Genomic DNA, 15,021 nt, shown 5'->3' with positions numbered 1-15,021 from the left:
GATGGTGGACTGAGGACATCGCATCCACCACCAGTACAGGAGCAAACGATGTCTACACCCGTCGCACCCGAGGGTTATGCCACGGTCAACCCCTTCATCATCACCAGCGACGCCGGTGAGCTTGCTCAGTTTGTCGTAGAGGTCTTTGATGGGGAGGAACGCCCGGAGGCGCGCACCGTCGACGACGACGGCTTGCTGCTGCAGGTCGAGGTGCGCGTCGGTACGACCACCATCATGTTCGCCGAGCGCAAGCCGGACTGGCCTTTCACCCCGAGCCTTCTCCAGGTCTACGTCGATGACATCGATTCGGTACTCGAGCGTGCCCTCGCTCGCGACGCACGGCTCATCACGAAGCCGACTGACTTCTTCGGGACCCGATTCGCTCGGGTCCAGGATTCGAGCGCGAACATCTGGTGGATCTGGCAGCACGGCGAGATGGTCTGGGAAGAACCGTCCGGAGAGAAGGACTGGACTACCGAGGAGCAAGGAGGCGGATGGGGAGATGCCTCGCCCGAACTCGCCTACATCCACGACACGCTGCTAGAAGCGATGACCGCCTTGCGCGACCCGAAGGCCTGAGAAGCGCAACGTCGTCATCGGAGGGATCGGCCGCAGGGGTCCCCCCAGAAGTTTCTCGCGCTCAGCACTGCTGCACTGGTCGAGGCGGCGGATGATTGCGATGGCCTAGCAGGCGGAGGGCGTGCTGGACAGCTTGACTTGAGGCCCGCGTCGGCCAAGGGGGCCGTGTAGTCCAGAGGTTGGTATCTACGGCGTGGTGGAGTTCCGGTTTAACGTCTAGCGTTATTGACGTAGTGCGTTATACACTGATTGTGTGATCAGATCCTTCGGTAACAAGGACACCGAACGTATCTGGCATGAGCAGTACGTCAAAGGCGTTGATCGGTTGGTGCAGCGGACGACCTTGCGGAAACTCGAGCTGATCCATGCGGCGAAAGACGTCGAGGACTTGCGGATTCCGCTGGGGAACCGGTTGGAGCGGCTGGTCGGCGACCGTCGTGGTCAGCAGAGCATCCGGGTCAACGCCCAGTGGCGCATCTGCTTCGTCTGGAGAGAAGGAGGAGCGGAAGATGTCGAACTCGTCGATTATCACTGAGGTCGACCTGATCGAGCCGATCCACCCGGGGGAGATCCTCATGGAAGATTTCATCGAGGGGTTCGGGATCACGCAGAACAAGCTCGCCGTGTCGATCGGCGTACCCCCGCGTCGAATCAACGAGATCGTGCACGGCAAGCGGGGGATCACGGCGGACACGGCGATCCGTCTGGCGCGGTACTTCGGCACGTCCGAGGAGCTGTGGATGAACCTGCAGTCGAACTACGAGCTCCGGCTCGAGCGGCGTGCTCTTCGGGACAAGGTCGCCGAGATCACGCCTTTGAAGGTCGCGTGAACTCTGAAGGTCGCGTGAACTCCGGCCACGTGGCCGTTGGCGTGGTGAAGGCTGTTGGCTTCGACCTTGACGGCACATTGTTCGACCATCGAGGATCTGCGACCGACGGGATCCGACTCTTCCTGCGCGGTATCGGCGTTGACCCCACTGCGAGTGCGCTGGATCTGTGGTTTGCGGTGGAAGAAGCTGAGTTTGAGAATTGGCGTGCAGGCCGTATCGACTTTCGAGAGCAGCGACATCGCAGGCTCAGGTTCGTCCTGACTGAGTTCGGAATCGACTTTGACGATGACCCTGATTCTCTGGATAGTCTTTTCGAGCAGTATCTGACCGAATATCGTCGGGCATGGCGGCCGTTCCCGGATGTTGTCGAGACGCTGACTTCACTGAAAGTACGCGGATACCGGCTTGGGCTGCTCACCAACGGGAATGAAGACCAGCAACTCGGCAAACTGGCGGAAACAGGCTTGCGCGAGATCCTCGACGTGGTGTGCATTTCAGGAGCAATCGGGGTCCAGAAGCCTGACGCCCGCGCCTTCGAGGCACTAGCGCGATCTCTGGGAGTTGCACCCCACGAGTGCCTCTTTATCGGTGACAACCCCGATCAGGACGTAGCAGGTGCCACAGCGGCAGGGATGCGGGCTTCCTTAATAGAACGTCGCCGTACGGGCACTCCCGGATTGTTTGCGGTGACCGAGGCTGCGCTCGCGTAGGCGGAGCCAGCGGCGCTGCATCAAAGGTTGTCCGGTACCGGAACTCGGTCGAGTTCCGGTTCAACGTGTGATTGTCCGCCTCTGTTTCTGAATGGCCACGAGAATGAATTGTGACGAATCCGGCGTTGGCACCTCCCGTCATTGGCGAACAGAGGGAGGCGGTATGGTCGCGATGAATACTAGCATCGAGATTTCTGATGCGACGTCGGAGCAGGAAGTCCCTGCATTGCCGTCGCTATCGGTGCAGGCCGAACGGCTGATCGCCACCGGCGTGCTCGAACACGAGGCAAGCCGACTGACTGCGGAGGAAGTGCGTGCCGTGGCCGCTGAGCTGGAGGGTCGAGCCCGCGCAGGGGCGTTGCTCGTTGCATCGGAGACAGCCCTGCCGGTGAGGATGCTGGTTCCGTCGGTGGCGCGCACGCAGGGTGGAGACGAGAGACCTGGTTTCGTGGTGGTCGATTCGAAGGACTTGGAAGAGTTCCTGCCGACGGTGGGAGTTGCCGTGTCAGATGCCAAGGTGTACGACGTTGAGGACCCATACCGAGACGATGACATGCGAAACTGGTCGCCAGCGGAGGCGTTGGAAGCCTTCGGCACAAGGTCCCGAACCCCATTTACCGTCGCTGAAGGCGTGCATTGGGCATTGCAAGTTCCTGAGGTGATCGACCGCAATGCCTGCTACATGATGATTGGCGCGCGCCGACAGAAGGAGAAGGGGTTCGACTGGCGCACGCCTGCCCTGTGGCTCTCAAACGGCACCGGCCGCGACGGTCGCGAACGACGAGGGGCCGTGAAGCTGGACTGGTGCTGGTGGAACAACCGGCACACCTGGCTCGGCTTCGCTTCCGGGAGCCGGAGGGTCGACTGATTCTCTCGGGGAAGAACGTCTGAGCTCATCGACGGCTATAATATTATGCATCACGTGAGCGGACTGACGTGCTGATCCAAAGGTGAAAGGCGAGGACGGGACTTATGGTTGAACTTCCGCGGCATATAGCGCGAATAGCGGAGGAACTCGCGGCAGTGCCTGGCGCAGTGGCAGTTGTGCTTGGAGGTTCACGTGCCCTGGGAGTAGCTCGGGAAGACAGCGACTGGGATCTTGGTGTTTACTACCGCTCCACACAACGTCAGCTCGATCCGCAGAATGTGCGCGACCTGGGCTATCAGGGCACAGTCTCTGAACTCGGTGAGTGGGGGCCTCTAGTCGATGGCGGTGGTTGGCTGAGCGTCGAGGGGACCCCTGTCGATGTGCTGTTCCGAGATCTGGACACCGTGGAGCGCTGGTGGTCACAAGCTGAGCGTGGCGTGTTCGACGTCCTCTTGCAGCCCGGCACTATTGTCGGGGCTCCTACATACCTGCCTGTGGGCGAATTGGCCATCTGTCAGGTAGTGCACGGGCAGCTCGACCGGCCAGGAAGCTATCCTGAAGAACTGGCCGAACGTGCACCGCGGATTTGGCGAGGCAAGGCAGGGGCAGCCCTGTTGTTCGCCCGGGGGTATGCAGGGCTCGGCGACGTCGTCAATTGCGTGGGCATGTTGTCCCAGGCCATCTTGTGCGAAGCACATGCACGCACCGCTGAAACAAAGCACTGGGCGCTCAATGAAAAGCGACTGATCGCCGAGGCCGACCTGGAGAAGACGCACATGCTCGTCTCAAGGGCGGAGAACAGCACCGAAAGCTTGATTTCTGTCATCCAAGCGGTTGAGGATATCTTAGGCATCCGCTCTGCTACCAAGGGGTAAGGGACTGCTGCAGGATCGGGTGACAGGTTGACCTGCCCCACCGTTTGGGTTCCAGTCGCGGTGACTAACTGGCTGCGGTGACGGTGTCGTTGTCGGAGAGTAGTTCGTACTCGATCGGGGTGCGGTAGCCGAGTGCTGAGTGGCGTCGGCGGCGGTTGTGGAAGATCTCGATGTACTCGAAGATCGCGTTCGCGAGCTCGACTCGGGTCTTCCACCGTCGGCGGTTGAGAAGCTCGATCTGCATCGAGGACCAGAAGCTCTCCATCATAGCGTTGTCCAGGCCGTCTCCGACCGTTCCGAAGGACGGCAGGAGGCCGGCAGAGCGGATCTTCTCCCCGAAGACCCAGGAGGTGAATTGGGTCCCGTGGTCGGCGTGGACGATCCCCCCGGGCTCCGGTTGGCGGTTGCGGATGGCCATGTCGAGGGCGTTGACCACGAGCGTGGCGTCCTGCTTGGAGTCGATGGACCAGCCCACGATGCGGCGGCTGTAAGCGTCGAGGACCGCGGCACAGTAGATCCATCCTTCTCTCGTGCGATGTTGAGTGATGTCGGTGACCCACAGCTCGTTTGGTCGGAGCCGGTGGAACTTCCGGTTCACCAGGTCCTCGGCGGTGACCACGTCGCGTAGCCGCTCAACCCTGGACGGCCCCGGAAGGCCGTAGATCCCGGCCTGGTTCATCAGTAGCCAGACCGTGCGCTCGCAGACGGTGATCCCCATTCCCATGGTGAGTTCGGCATGCACCCGCCGGTAGCCGTAGGTGCCACGCGAAGCGACATGGACCTCACGGATCAAGCCCGCAAGCCACTCGCGGCGCAGCTGAGTCGGGGTGGTCGGGGTCCGCTTCTGCTTGTAGTAGTTCTGCCGTGCCACGCCGAGGACCCGGCAGCAGCGATCGGCCGGGACCCCGGCGTCGACGAGTCGATCGATCACCGGGTAGAGCCTTTTGGGCGGGGCTTGTCCTCGCCCAGGGACTTCGCCGCCTGGCGGACGATCACCAACTCGGTCTCGAGTTCACGGATGCGCCGGCGAGCAGCACGCAGCTCCGCTGACTCGGTGGTGGTCGTCCCTGGAATCTCGCCGCGGTCGATCCGGTCCTGCTTGACCCACTTGGAGAGCGTCACGGGGTGGATGTCGAGTTCGTGGGCAGTCTGCTTCTGCGGTTTGCCCGCACGGACGAGCGCGATGGCTCGGGCGCGGAACTCGGGCGGGTAGGCACGGGGCACGGTGTTCAGCCTTCCGGTGAAGGCAGTCACTTAGCCACAGGAACTGGAACCTTTCTTGTGGGGCAGGTCAAATCTCGTCGATGAACCGGTGGAGGTCGTCATCGCTTCGTATCACCGACTCCTGCAGGTCGAGAAGAGTTTCCGGATGTCGAAGGGCGATCTGAAGGCGCGGCCGATCTATGCGCGGTTGCGGGACTCGATCGATGCGCACCTGCAGATCGTGATCGCGTCGCTTGCGGTATCGCGTTGGATCGAAGAGACCACGGGGTGGTCGATTCGGAAGATCGTCCGGCAGTTACGCGTCTACCGCGAAGGCGTCGTGACTATCGGCGAGCATGAGGGGCTCTTCGCAGATGAGGGTGCAGCGGCCGTTGGCGGGGTGGGCGCGTCGGTCCCGGGATAGACGTCGAGGTCTCCCGATGATGGAAGTTCTGACGCTCGCCATCTGGAAGACCTCGACATGTCTAACGCTACCTTCTCGCCCCCTGATCTCGATGTCTTCTACGGCCTGGACGGGCTCGGGCTCACAGCCACCGGGCAGCGGGTCGAGATCGACCGCGCGATCCTGGACTGCCGGGTCCTGGTAGCCGATCGGTGGTGTCATCGTTGCGGCCGGGCCGGGGTTCCTCGCGGCACGGTGACCAGGACGATCGTGCACGTCCCTGTTGGCTGGCGACCAACGATGCTGCAGGTCAGAGTGCGCCGCTACCGCTGCGCGGACTGCCGCACCGTGTGGCGGCAAGACACCACGACCGCTGCCGCCGCCCGCACGAAGCTGTCTCGGGACGCGGTCTACGGCTCTTCCCAGATGAGGGTGTAGGTCGGCCGGGCGCGTCGGTCCGCAGATAGACGTCGAGGTCTCCCGACGATGGAGGTTCCTACGCCATCCATCCGAAAGACCTCGACGTGACCGACGCTACCCCGCCGGCCGGCTTCGGCCGCTCTGACCTGACCGCCTTCGCGTCTCATCCCAATCGACCCTGATCGGGTCTGCTGACCCCCTCGACGAGAACGCAGCGACATCACAGCCACCCAACCCCGACCGGCCGGGAAGCCGGGGCACGTCACATGGCCTGTGCTGCTGGCGTGTCGAGTGGGTCGTCCAGGGGCGACGCAGGAGCGTCGACGCGACGTGCTGAGAGGTGGTTCCAACCGGGCGCTAGGACACCGGCTACAGGCATGGCGATAGGTCAGGAACGGCGTCGCTCCCTGCGCAGGAGGGAGCGCAGAGTCTCGGCGTTCGCGTAGCCGACCCGTAGTGCGATCTCGGCGGAGGTGAGGTCCGTGGTTGCTGAGAGGTGCCGAGCTCGTTCGATGCGAAGCCGTTGGACGAAGCCGAGCGGAGTGAGGTTGAGCGCCGCACGGACTCGTCGTTCGAGGGTGCGCCGGCTGGTGCCGAGCGACTGCGCGACGAAGGCGACGTTGAACGGTTCGTCCAGGCGGGCGCGCACGAAGCGTTCGAACTCGACGACGATCGGGTCCTCGTGCCGGAGATGTTCGTAGGCGACGAAGGCCGCCTGCGACGGACGCTCGTCGATGACGAGGAGCTTGGCGACATGTTGGGCCAGGTCGGGGCTGATCGATCGCACGAGTGAGAGCGCGAGGTCGATGTGGGCGAACGCGGCGCCGGCGGTGACGAGGTTCCCGTCCACGACGACCATGGTGTCGAGATCGAGGGCGACGGTCGGATAGCGCTTCAGGAACTCCGGCCCCAGGAACCAGCTGGTCGTCGCCCGCCGATGATGCATCCGTCCGGTCTCGGCGACGGCGAACACGCCGGTGCACGCCGCGGCGATCCGGGTGGTCGCGTCGTCGAGGCGCCCGAGCGAGGCGATGACCGAACGAGCATCTCGGCTCTGGAGGGCGTCGTTGGTAGCGGCGGCCGTGAGGGTTCCAAGCGCAGGGACGACGACCACGTCGAACTCTCCGGACTCCGACAGCGGGTGGTCAACCGACAGGGTCATCGATGCCGTCGTGGTCACTCGCCGTTTCGGCCCGAGGATGGCGAGTTCGATCGGGTCGATCCGCGGGTCGATATCGCCGCGGGCTCCGTCGGCCACCCGCACGATGTCGATGACCGACGCGACAGCCGAACCGAAGCAGCCGTCGATCGCGATCAGTCCGATACGAATGGCGCGAACAATAGCAATACTGCCGTATACGCCACTCCTCATCGGCCCTCGCTCGTCATACGCTGAACTCGCCCCACGAAGAACCCCGACTTCAAGGAGAACCCCTCATGTCCACACCCGCATCACTTCCGTATGCCTTCGTCGCCAAGATCGTCGCGGCCGATGGACAGCACGACGCGGTCGCCGATCTGCTCGCCGGCGCTGTCGCACTCGCCAACGAAGAAGTGGGAACGATTGTCTGGTTCGCGGCTAGAACCCACGCCGACACCTTTTGGATCTTCGATGCATTCCCCGACGAGGCCGCTCGCGACGCCCACGCCAACGGCGCCATCGTCGCAGCCCTGATGGCCAACCAGCACCTCCTCGGTGCAGCACCCGAGATCCTGGCGGCCGACGTCCTCGCGTCCAAGCTCCCGTAGTCCGCCAACGCACGAGACGATCGCGCCCCGCCGAGCCGTCGGACCCGACCGCCTCGACACCCGCACCACGTTGACGATCCCCGACGGGCTGAAGCGCCCTGGGTTCCGTTCCGTGGTTAGACGGTCGCGGGCGCGGTCGTCGTGGGGTGAGTGTAGGACGCTTCGACTTCGGCCGGGGTGCGATAGTCGAGTGCTTCGTGCAGGCGCTTCGTGTTCCACCAGGTGACCCAGTCCAGAGTGGCGATCTCGACGGGGGTCGCTGAGGGCCAGGTGCGGCGTCGGTGGATGAGCTCGGCTTTGTAGAGGCCGTTGACGGTCTCAGCCAGGGCGTTGTCGTAGCTGTCTCCGACGGATCCGACCGAGGCCTGGACTCCGGCGGTGATCAGCGCATCGGAGTAGGCCAGCGAGACGTAGTTGCTGCCCCTATCGCTGTGATGGATCAGCCCAGTCCGAGACGCTTCTGCCGGGGAGGTCTGGAGGGCCTGCTCGAGAGCCTGCAGTGGCAGTGCCTCAGTGCGGAGGCTGGTGGCCACTGCCCAGCCGACGATCCTTCGCGTGAAAACGTCCGTGATGAACGCGGTGTAGCAGAACCCGGACGGGATCCGGACGTAGGTGATGTCAGCGACCCAGAGCTGATTCGGTCCGGCAGCCGTGAAGTTCCGCTCGACCAGATCAGGACGACGGTCCAGGCCACCAGCAGGGCTCGTCGTGAACACCTTTCGACCACGGCGTATCCCGCACAGACCAGCAGCTTTCATCAGCCGAGCGGTCTGGTCGCGGCCGACTTCCCATCCGGCACGGCGCATCGCGTGATGCATCTTCCGATACCCGTAGACGCCGTAGTTCTCGGCATGAATCCGACGGATCTCTTCGACGAGCACCTCGTCACGGACCGCTCTGGCCGATGCCGGGCGCTGCTTCGCGGCACGGTATCCGCGAGAGGTGAGGAACCCACGTTCCGTCGCGCCCAGGACGCGGCAGATGGCCTCGACCCCGAAGTGATCGCGATGCCTATCGATGAAGGCGATCATTTCGTCGTGGGGTGGTCGAGTTCCCTGGCGAAAAACACGGAGGCGGCCTTGAGGATCTCGTTGGCCCGCCGGGACTCGGCGAGCTCTCGACGCAGTCTGCGGTTCTCCTCCTCGAGAGACTCCGCGGGGCCGGCCGAGGGCTCGGCTGGCCCGTAGCGGTTGCACCAGATCCTCAGCGTCTCCATGCCAACGCCGAGTTGGGGCGCGACAGCACGGATCGACTCCGATCGTGGGCCACCTTCGAGTGCCTGGCGGTCGTAGACCATGCGCACGGCACGGTCACGCAGCTCCGGACTGAACTTCTTGGGCATACTCCGATTCTCCTTGCTGAGACTCGGAACGGAACCCAGGGCGCTTCACTCCGATGCCGCCGGGGGACCGCGCCGATCGCACCAGGGGACTCAGGGCTGTCCCCGGACCTTCGGTCGAGCACGAACTGCACGGGATCGGTCGTGGAGTCGTCGACGGCGATGGCCGGCAGGCCACATGTCGGCGAGCTCGGCGTCATCGTTCTCCATCTCGACCCAGTCCTCGCCGAGGCGCAGGCAGTCCTGGTGGCCGGCGGGGGCTCGTAGCGTCTCGGCCTGCCCGCTGCCGAGTCCGATCCCGAGCCCCGTCACCGCGACGCCGCAGGCCTCTGCCCGGTCCGGCTGCGGTCGGGCAGTCATTCATCGGACTGCGCCCGTGGGTCATGCGGAACCCGCGGAAGATGGTGAACGGCACGACCCTGCGGGTTCCCGTCGGACTCGCGCGTCATGACCCCGCGATCCCGCGCCCCGGCACGGCGCCGACCATGGGGCGAAACGTCCGGTCAGCGTCGTTCGAGGGTCGCCGGTTCACGACCTCATCGCAGACGGCGCGGAGCGCCTGCTGACCGAGTTCCGCATGCACGCGGCGTGGATTCTCGATCGGGCGACGCAGGTTGCTCGTCCGATGCGCCCGTTGCGTGGGGTCATTGCCCTCATCGAAGCCTTCCGACTCTCACCCCAGGGAGGCGGTCTCCTGCAGCGCAGCCTCGAGGTACGGTGCCGATGCACCGACTCCGGACGACGCGACCTGCGCGGGCGTTCCTGAGGCGACCACCGTGCCGCCGTCGTCTCCCGCGCCGGGTCCGAGGTCGATGACGTGGTCGGCTGCGGCGACCACGCGCATGTCGAGCTCGACCGCGACGACGGTGTTGCCGGCGTCGACGAGGGCCTGTAGGTGGGTCAAGAGCCGGTCGGAGTCGGCGCAGTGCAACCCGGAGGTCGGCTCGTCCAGGACGTAGAGCGTGTCCCCGCGCTGGGATCGCTGGAGCTCGGTGGCGAGCTTGACGCGCTGCGCCTCACCGCCGGACAGCTCAGTCGCTGGCTGCCCGAGACGCAGGTACCCGAGACCCACGTCGATCAGCGCCGCGAGCGAGCGCAAGATGTCGAACTCGCCGTGGAAGAAGTCGTGGGCCTCCTCGACGCTCATGGCGAGGATCTCGGCGATGTCGCGGCCGCGCCAGATGATCTCCAGCGTGCTGGACTGGTAGCGGGTGCCATGGCAGTCAGGGCACTTGGTGTAGACCGAGGGGAGGAAGAGTAGCTCCACCATGACTGATCCCTCGCCCGTGCAGGTAGGGCAGCGACCGCCGGTGACGTTGAAGGAGAATCTGCCCGGTTTGTACCCCCGAGCGCGGGCCTCGGGGGTCTCCGCGAACCTCCGCCTCACGTGGTCGAACAAACCGGTATAGGTCGCGACGTTCGAGCGCGGGGTGCGACCGATGGGCTTCTGGTCGATGCTCACGACGCGGCGCACCCCGGAGAGGTCTCCCCAGACCGCTCCCTCGAGCTCCTCGGGCTCGTCCGACAGCAGGAGCTCGTCCCCTTCGGGGGCGGCAGCGTCCTCCGCGTGGACAGCCCGTCCCCGTCGCTCGCCGAGCAGCGCCGGCAGTGCCTGGCTGACCAGGCTGGACTTGCCGGATCCCGAGACTCCGGTGACGGCGGTGAACACCCCGAGCGGAAAGGAGATCGACACGTCGCGCAGGTTGTTGCGGGTGACGTTCTCGAGCTGCAGCCATCCCTGCGGTTCGCGGGGCGTCCGCTGGGGCAGGCCGCTGCCCCCGAAGACATACCCGCGGGTGACGGACTCCTCCACCTCTACGAGCCCTTCGGTGGGCCCGCTGTAGATGACGCGTCCGCCGCGCTCGCCCGCGCCGGGGCCGATGTCGACCAGCCAGTCCGCGTGCCGCATCACGTCCACCGAATGCTCCACCACGAACAGGCTGTTGCCCCGGCGCTTGAGCCCGTCGAGGATACCGAGCAGGGCACTGACGTCCTGCGGATGAAGCCCTGCGGAAGGCTCATCGAGCACATAGACCACACCGAACAGCTCAGAGGTCAGCTGGGTCGCGAGCCGCAGCCGTTGTAGCTCCCCGCCGGAGAGGGTGGGGGTGGTGCGGCCCAGAGAGAGATACCCCAGACCCAGATCGATGATCGGCCGCAGTCTGTTGACGAGCTCCGCGCCCAGCCGCGCTGTCGCGGCCAGCTTCTCCACCGAGTGGTTCGGTGTCTTGCGCACGTCGGGGGCGGCCGCGTGGGCTGATCCCCCAGCGTCGACGCGCTGCTGCACAGCGTCGCGTCGGGCTGCGTCGTCCAGTGCTTGCCCCGCCGTCTCGGTCCCGTCGAGATCGCCGGTGGCCCGCTCGACTGCCTCTTCGATCAGCGTCGAGAGCTCCGCGAGCGGCAGCTCGGAGAGATCTGCGACATCGAGACCCTCGAACGTCACGGACAGAGCCTCCGGCTTCAGCCGCTTCCCATGGCAGACTGGGCAGGGAGCAACCGAGAGGAACTGCGCCACGCGCCGCTTCATCGACCCGCTCTTGGTGTTCGCGAACGTGTCGAGCACGTACCGACGCGCACCGACGAAGGTGCCCGAGTAGGTCGGCTCGACGCCCGCCGCGGTCGCGGCCCGGGCCTCGGCGAGAGTCAGCCGCGAGTGGACCGGGACATACGGCGTCTCCTCGGTGTAGAGGATCCAGTCCCGATCCTCCTTCGGCAGGTCCCTCCAGGGGGTGTCGACGTCGTAGCCGAGGGCGACGAGCACATCGCGCAGCTGATGACCGTGCCAGGCCGTCGGCCAGGACGCGATAGCCCGCTCGCGGATCGTCAGCGAAGGGTCGGGCACCATCTGGCCCTCGGTGACCTCGTACACCCGGCCGATGCCGTGGCACTCCGGGCACGCGCCCTGCACTGTGTTGGCGGAGTAGTCCTCGGCGTAGAGCATCGGCTGATCATCGGGGTAGTGGCCGGCCCGGGAGTAGAGCATGCGCACCAGCGAGGAGAGCGTGGTGATGCTGCCCACCGACGAGCGCGCGCTGCGGCCTCCACGCTGCTGCTGAAGAGCAACGGCCGGCGGCATGCCCGTGATGGAGTCGACGTCCGGGACGCCGGCCTGGTCGATCAGGCGACGAGCGTAGGGAGCGACGGACTCGAGGTAACGGCGCTGGGACTCCGCGAACAGGGTTCCGAAAGCCAACGAGGACTTCCCCGAGCCAGAGACCCCGGTGAACACCACCAGAGCGTCGCGGGGCACCGTCAGGTCGATGTCCTGAAGGTTGTGCTCGCGAGCGCCGAGAACCTGCACATCGGGCTGAACGGGTGTGGAGTCCGGCGGTGCGGACCTGCGTGCTTCGACCATGCCGGTGACACTAGCAACGCGTTCCACCGATCGGTCGGTGCATGCCCCAGTCCTCCACGGTCCACCTGCCCGTGGCGCCTGTCGCCGCAGCGGCGGCGGGCACCTCGGTGGACGCGAGGTTCCGTCCGTCCTACGCTCGAAGAGAGCCGAGGTCGCGGGCGACGGGCATCCACATGACCGTGGCACCTCCGCGATCGGGCCATCCCCAACTGGAGGAGAACGTCATGGCAAGCAGCAACCGCGCCGTCGTGTTCCAGAACGTCAAGGACATGCGCGTCGAGACCCTCGACTTCCCGAAGCTCGAGATGCCGAACGGCAGGAGCGCCCCGCACGGTGTCATCCTCAAGATCGTCGCCACCAACATCTGCGGCTCCGACCTGCACATCTACCGCGGGTCCTTCCCCGTCCCCCAGGGCATGGTGATGGGGCACGAGATGACCGGAGAAGTCCTCGAGGTCGGCCCCGACGTCGAGTTCCTCTCCGAGGGCGACCTGGTCTCCGTCCCCTTCAACGTCGCCTGCGGCCGATGCCGCAACTGCCGCGCCCGCCACACCGAGGCGTGCGAGACCGTGAACCCCGACGCGGCCTGCGGCGCCTACGGGTTCAACCTGGGTGATTTCCAGGGCGGACAGGCGGAATACCTGTTCGTCCCCTACGCCGACTTCCAGCTGCTCCGCTTCCCGGACAAGGACCAGGCCATGGAGAAGATCCGTGACCTCGCCCTTCTGTCGGACATCCTGCCCACCGCGTTCCACGGCCTCATGGAGGCCGGGGCCAAGCCCGGCTCGACCGTCTACATCGCCGGCGCCGGCCCCGTCGGACGCTGCGGCGCCGCGGCGGCCCGCCTCCTGGGCGCTTCCTGCATCATCGTCGGTGACTACCATCAGGACCGGCTGGACCTGGTGAAGAACAACGGCTGCGAGACCATCGACCTGAACCAGGACGTGCCGCTGACCGACCAGATCGAGGCCATCCTCGGCGAACCCATGGTGGACTGCGCCGTCGACTACGTCGGCAACGAAGCCCACGGGATCGGCCGCGAGGCCGAGGACATGAACCCGGCCCACGCCATCAACCAGGTCATGGACGCCACCCGCGCAGGCGGCGCCACCGGCGTCATCGGCGTCTACGGCCCCGACCCGCTGGCCACGTCTAAGGCCGAGCAGGAGGGTACCTTCCCCCTCGACTTCGGCAAGGCGTGGATCAAGTCCCCTCGGATCTCCGGCGGCCAGGCCCCGATCATGCACTACAACCGCGAACTGATGATGTCGATCCTGTGGGACCGCATGCCCTACCTCAGCGACATGCTCAACACCAAGGTCATCAGCCTCGACGAAGCCCCCGACGCCTACGCCACCTTCGATACCGGCGTCTCGGACAAGTTCGTCATCGACCCGCATGGCCTGATCCCGGCCTGATTCCCGCCTGATTCCGCGCCGTCGGCGCCGGCCCGCGACCATCGCCTCAGCGGCGGTCGCGGGCCGGCTCTCTGCACGGATCCGTTCTCGATGCCGATCCGGGCGAGGGCCGGCGTCGTACTCTGGTAGTCCAGACCGGTATGCACGAGCACACCAGCACGGACCAGCGAGCAGGGGCGTGATCATGGGACAGGAGAGCACCTCACTGCCGCGCCTAACGTCCTTCTCGACTCGGAACGCCCCACGGGGCGACGAGGTCGACTACTGGCGCCAGATCCGCCGGGAAGCGTACGTCTCAGTTCGGACCGATCCCGTCGGTGCCGGATTCGGCGGGGAGATCCGACTGGGCCAGTACGCCGACTTCCGCCTGTCCACCAAACGGGCCAGGGCCGAGGAGGTCAGGCGCTCCCGCAGCGACATCGCCCAAGCCCACGATGAGCAGGACTACCTTTACTTCCTGTTCCAGACCCGCGGAACCCTGCTCGTCGAACAGGCCGGGCGCGCAGCACTCGCATCCCCGGGCTCGCTCGTGATCTACGACAGCGCAAGTCCCTTCGCTCTGCGCGCCAGGGACTACTACGAACAGGTAGTGCTCGAACTCCCCGCTGACGACGCATTCGCTCGCGTCGGCGCGAGCCGCAGCAACTACCTCCTGGCGAAGACCTTCGACTGTGATGGCGCGGTGGGCGCAGTCGCAGCCTTCTTCAAGAGCCTCGCGAGGAGCCAGGCCGGTGATCCTGTCGGAGCGCACCGACTCGAGCCGCAGGCGTCCGCCCTGGGCGCATCTCTCGTCGACCTGCTTTCCCCGGCACGACCTCGCGTCGACGCTCCCGACGCCCTTCGCCGTAGCGAGGCACTGACCTTTATGCGCACTCATCTGGCGGACCCTGACCTCGATGCCGAGAGCATCGCCGACGGCCTCCACCTCTCCCGCCGAACCCTCTTCCGCCTATTCGAAGAAACCGGCGAGTCGGTCATGGGGCGTCTACGCACACTGCGCCTCGAAAGAGCCCGGCTGGTGCTCCGCACCCAACCCGACAAGCCGATCTCCGCCATCACGCTCGAGACAGGATTCTCCGGGCCGGTGCAGTTCTACCGAGCCTTCCGCACGACAGTGGGGATGACTCCAGGTGAATACCGAGAACTCGCCGCCCTCGAAGCCGCCCCGACCGAGATCGACCAGGACCCAGTTCATGAATGACGGCGCGGAGCTGGACAAGCACCCCCACATGGACCAGAAGCGGCTGGATGAGCGCCTGGACCACATCACCC

General features: G+C 65.5%; 14 protein-coding genes and 2 pseudogenes. 11 read left to right on the top strand and 5 right to left on the bottom strand.

Annotated elements, in window-relative coordinates; translation table 11 throughout:
• Positions 1–48: 48 nt before the first annotated feature.
• The 6 genes from BH708_RS08000 (at position 49) to BH708_RS07975 (ending at position 3,862) form a co-directional block, all read left to right on the top strand.
• Complete coding sequence (locus BH708_RS08000; RefSeq protein WP_076807949.1) at positions 49–579, top strand: glyoxalase/bleomycin resistance/extradiol dioxygenase family protein; 531 nt, start codon at positions 49–51, stop codon at positions 577–579.
• A gap of 253 nt (positions 580–832) precedes the next feature.
• On the top strand, positions 833–1,114 hold the full coding sequence (locus BH708_RS07995; protein WP_076807948.1) for a type II toxin-antitoxin system RelE/ParE family toxin: 282 nt from the start codon (positions 833–835) through the stop codon (positions 1,112–1,114).
• The gene (locus BH708_RS07990; protein WP_076807946.1) at positions 1,089–1,409 is read left to right on the top strand and encodes a HigA family addiction module antitoxin; all 321 of its coding nucleotides are present in this window, start codon (positions 1,089–1,091) and stop codon (positions 1,407–1,409) included. The genes BH708_RS07995 and BH708_RS07990 overlap by 26 nt, the downstream gene beginning before the upstream one ends.
• Complete coding sequence (locus BH708_RS07985; RefSeq protein ID WP_172805749.1) at positions 1,406–2,119, top strand: HAD family hydrolase; 714 nt, start codon at positions 1,406–1,408, stop codon at positions 2,117–2,119. Before BH708_RS07990 ends, BH708_RS07985 begins: the two co-directional genes overlap by 4 nt.
• Positions 2,120–2,282: 163 nt before the next feature.
• On the top strand, positions 2,283–2,987 hold the full coding sequence (locus BH708_RS07980; RefSeq protein ID WP_253705517.1) for a DUF5701 family protein: 705 nt from the start codon (positions 2,283–2,285) through the stop codon (positions 2,985–2,987).
• Between the two features lie 104 nt (positions 2,988–3,091).
• Entirely contained in the window at positions 3,092–3,862 is a 771-nt protein-coding gene (locus tag BH708_RS07975; protein WP_076807944.1) for a nucleotidyltransferase domain-containing protein, read from the top strand.
• A 64-nt stretch (positions 3,863–3,926) separates the two neighbouring features.
• Here BH708_RS07975 and BH708_RS07970 read toward each other — a convergent pair.
• Positions 3,927–5,086 (bottom strand): annotated as a pseudogene (locus BH708_RS07970) (IS3 family transposase).
• A gap of 88 nt (positions 5,087–5,174) precedes the next feature.
• Here BH708_RS07970 and BH708_RS20605 point away from each other — a divergent pair.
• Both BH708_RS20605 and BH708_RS07955 read left to right on the top strand, forming a co-directional pair.
• Positions 5,175–5,489 carry a hypothetical protein gene (locus BH708_RS20605; protein ID WP_076807941.1) on the top strand — a complete coding sequence of 105 codons (315 nt, stop codon included), beginning with the start codon at positions 5,175–5,177 and terminating at the stop codon, positions 5,487–5,489.
• A gap of 57 nt (positions 5,490–5,546) precedes the next feature.
• Positions 5,547–5,870: pseudogene (locus tag BH708_RS07955) on the top strand (transposase family protein); the annotation flags it as partial.
• Between the two features lie 406 nt (positions 5,871–6,276).
• Here BH708_RS07955 and BH708_RS07945 read toward each other — a convergent pair.
• Positions 6,277–7,218: a GlxA family transcriptional regulator gene (locus BH708_RS07945; protein ID WP_076810973.1), complete on the bottom strand. Its 942-nt coding sequence runs from the start codon at positions 7,216–7,218 to the stop codon at positions 6,277–6,279.
• 107 nt (positions 7,219–7,325) lie between these two features.
• Here BH708_RS07945 and BH708_RS07940 point away from each other — a divergent pair, with 107 nt between their 5' ends.
• A complete protein-coding gene (locus tag BH708_RS07940; RefSeq protein WP_076807938.1) occupies positions 7,326–7,637 on the top strand; it encodes a putative quinol monooxygenase in 312 nt (103 codons plus the stop codon).
• A 116-nt stretch (positions 7,638–7,753) separates the two neighbouring features.
• On the opposite strand, the gene BH708_RS07935 is transcribed toward BH708_RS07940, so the two are convergent.
• The 3 genes from BH708_RS07935 to BH708_RS07925 form a co-directional block, all read right to left on the bottom strand.
• Positions 7,754–8,979 (bottom strand): IS3 family transposase gene (locus BH708_RS07935; protein ID WP_253705390.1). Its coding sequence is split into 2 segments (ribosomal slippage): positions 7,754–8,694 and positions 8,694–8,979, totalling 1,227 coding nucleotides; the frame shifts between segments, so codons are not numbered across the junction.
• A gap of 90 nt (positions 8,980–9,069) precedes the next feature.
• Positions 9,070–9,336 (bottom strand): hypothetical protein, encoded by a 267-nt coding sequence (locus BH708_RS19790; protein ID WP_157235813.1) that lies wholly within the window; start codon positions 9,334–9,336, stop codon positions 9,070–9,072.
• 313 nt (positions 9,337–9,649) lie between these two features.
• On the bottom strand, positions 9,650–12,331 hold the full coding sequence (locus BH708_RS07925; RefSeq protein WP_076807936.1) for an excinuclease ABC subunit UvrA: 2,682 nt from the start codon (positions 12,329–12,331) through the stop codon (positions 9,650–9,652).
• 224 nt (positions 12,332–12,555) lie between these two features.
• Here BH708_RS07925 and BH708_RS07920 point away from each other — a divergent pair, with 224 nt between their 5' ends.
• Together BH708_RS07920 and BH708_RS07915 are read left to right on the top strand one after the other, a co-directional pair.
• Positions 12,556–13,749 carry an alcohol dehydrogenase catalytic domain-containing protein gene (locus BH708_RS07920; RefSeq protein ID WP_076807934.1) on the top strand — a complete coding sequence of 398 codons (1,194 nt, stop codon included), beginning with the start codon at positions 12,556–12,558 and terminating at the stop codon, positions 13,747–13,749.
• Positions 13,750–13,933: 184 nt separating this feature from the next.
• Positions 13,934–14,950, top strand: a complete 1,017-nt coding sequence (locus BH708_RS07915; protein WP_076810970.1) for a helix-turn-helix domain-containing protein — start codon at positions 13,934–13,936, stop codon at positions 14,948–14,950.
• Positions 14,951–15,021 lie beyond the last annotated feature (71 nt).

This window comes from Brachybacterium sp. P6-10-X1, assembly GCF_001969445.1.
Lineage (GTDB): Bacteria > Actinomycetota > Actinomycetes > Actinomycetales > Dermabacteraceae > Brachybacterium.
Note: the sequence above shows the minus strand (reverse complement) of the source record. Positions and strands in the feature narration are given on the sequence as shown.

Coding starts and splice junctions, on each gene's coding strand:
- BH708_RS08000 (WP_076807949.1), top strand. CDS start 49: ATGTCTACACCCGTCGCACCCGAGGGTTATGCCACGGTCAACCCCTTC.
- BH708_RS07990 (WP_076807946.1), top strand. CDS start 1,089: ATGTCGAACTCGTCGATTATCACTGAGGTCGACCTGATCGAGCCGATC.
- BH708_RS07980 (WP_253705517.1), top strand. CDS start 2,283: ATGGTCGCGATGAATACTAGCATCGAGATTTCTGATGCGACGTCGGAG.
- BH708_RS07975 (WP_076807944.1), top strand. CDS start 3,092: ATGGTTGAACTTCCGCGGCATATAGCGCGAATAGCGGAGGAACTCGCG.
- BH708_RS07940 (WP_076807938.1), top strand. CDS start 7,326: ATGTCCACACCCGCATCACTTCCGTATGCCTTCGTCGCCAAGATCGTC.
- BH708_RS19790 (WP_157235813.1), bottom strand. CDS start 9,336: ATGACTGCCCGACCGCAGCCGGACCGGGCAGAGGCCTGCGGCGTCGCG.
- BH708_RS07925 (WP_076807936.1), bottom strand. CDS start 12,331: ATGGTCGAAGCACGCAGGTCCGCACCGCCGGACTCCACACCCGTTCAG.
- BH708_RS07920 (WP_076807934.1), top strand. CDS start 12,556: ATGGCAAGCAGCAACCGCGCCGTCGTGTTCCAGAACGTCAAGGACATG.
- BH708_RS07915 (WP_076810970.1), top strand. CDS start 13,934: ATGGGACAGGAGAGCACCTCACTGCCGCGCCTAACGTCCTTCTCGACT.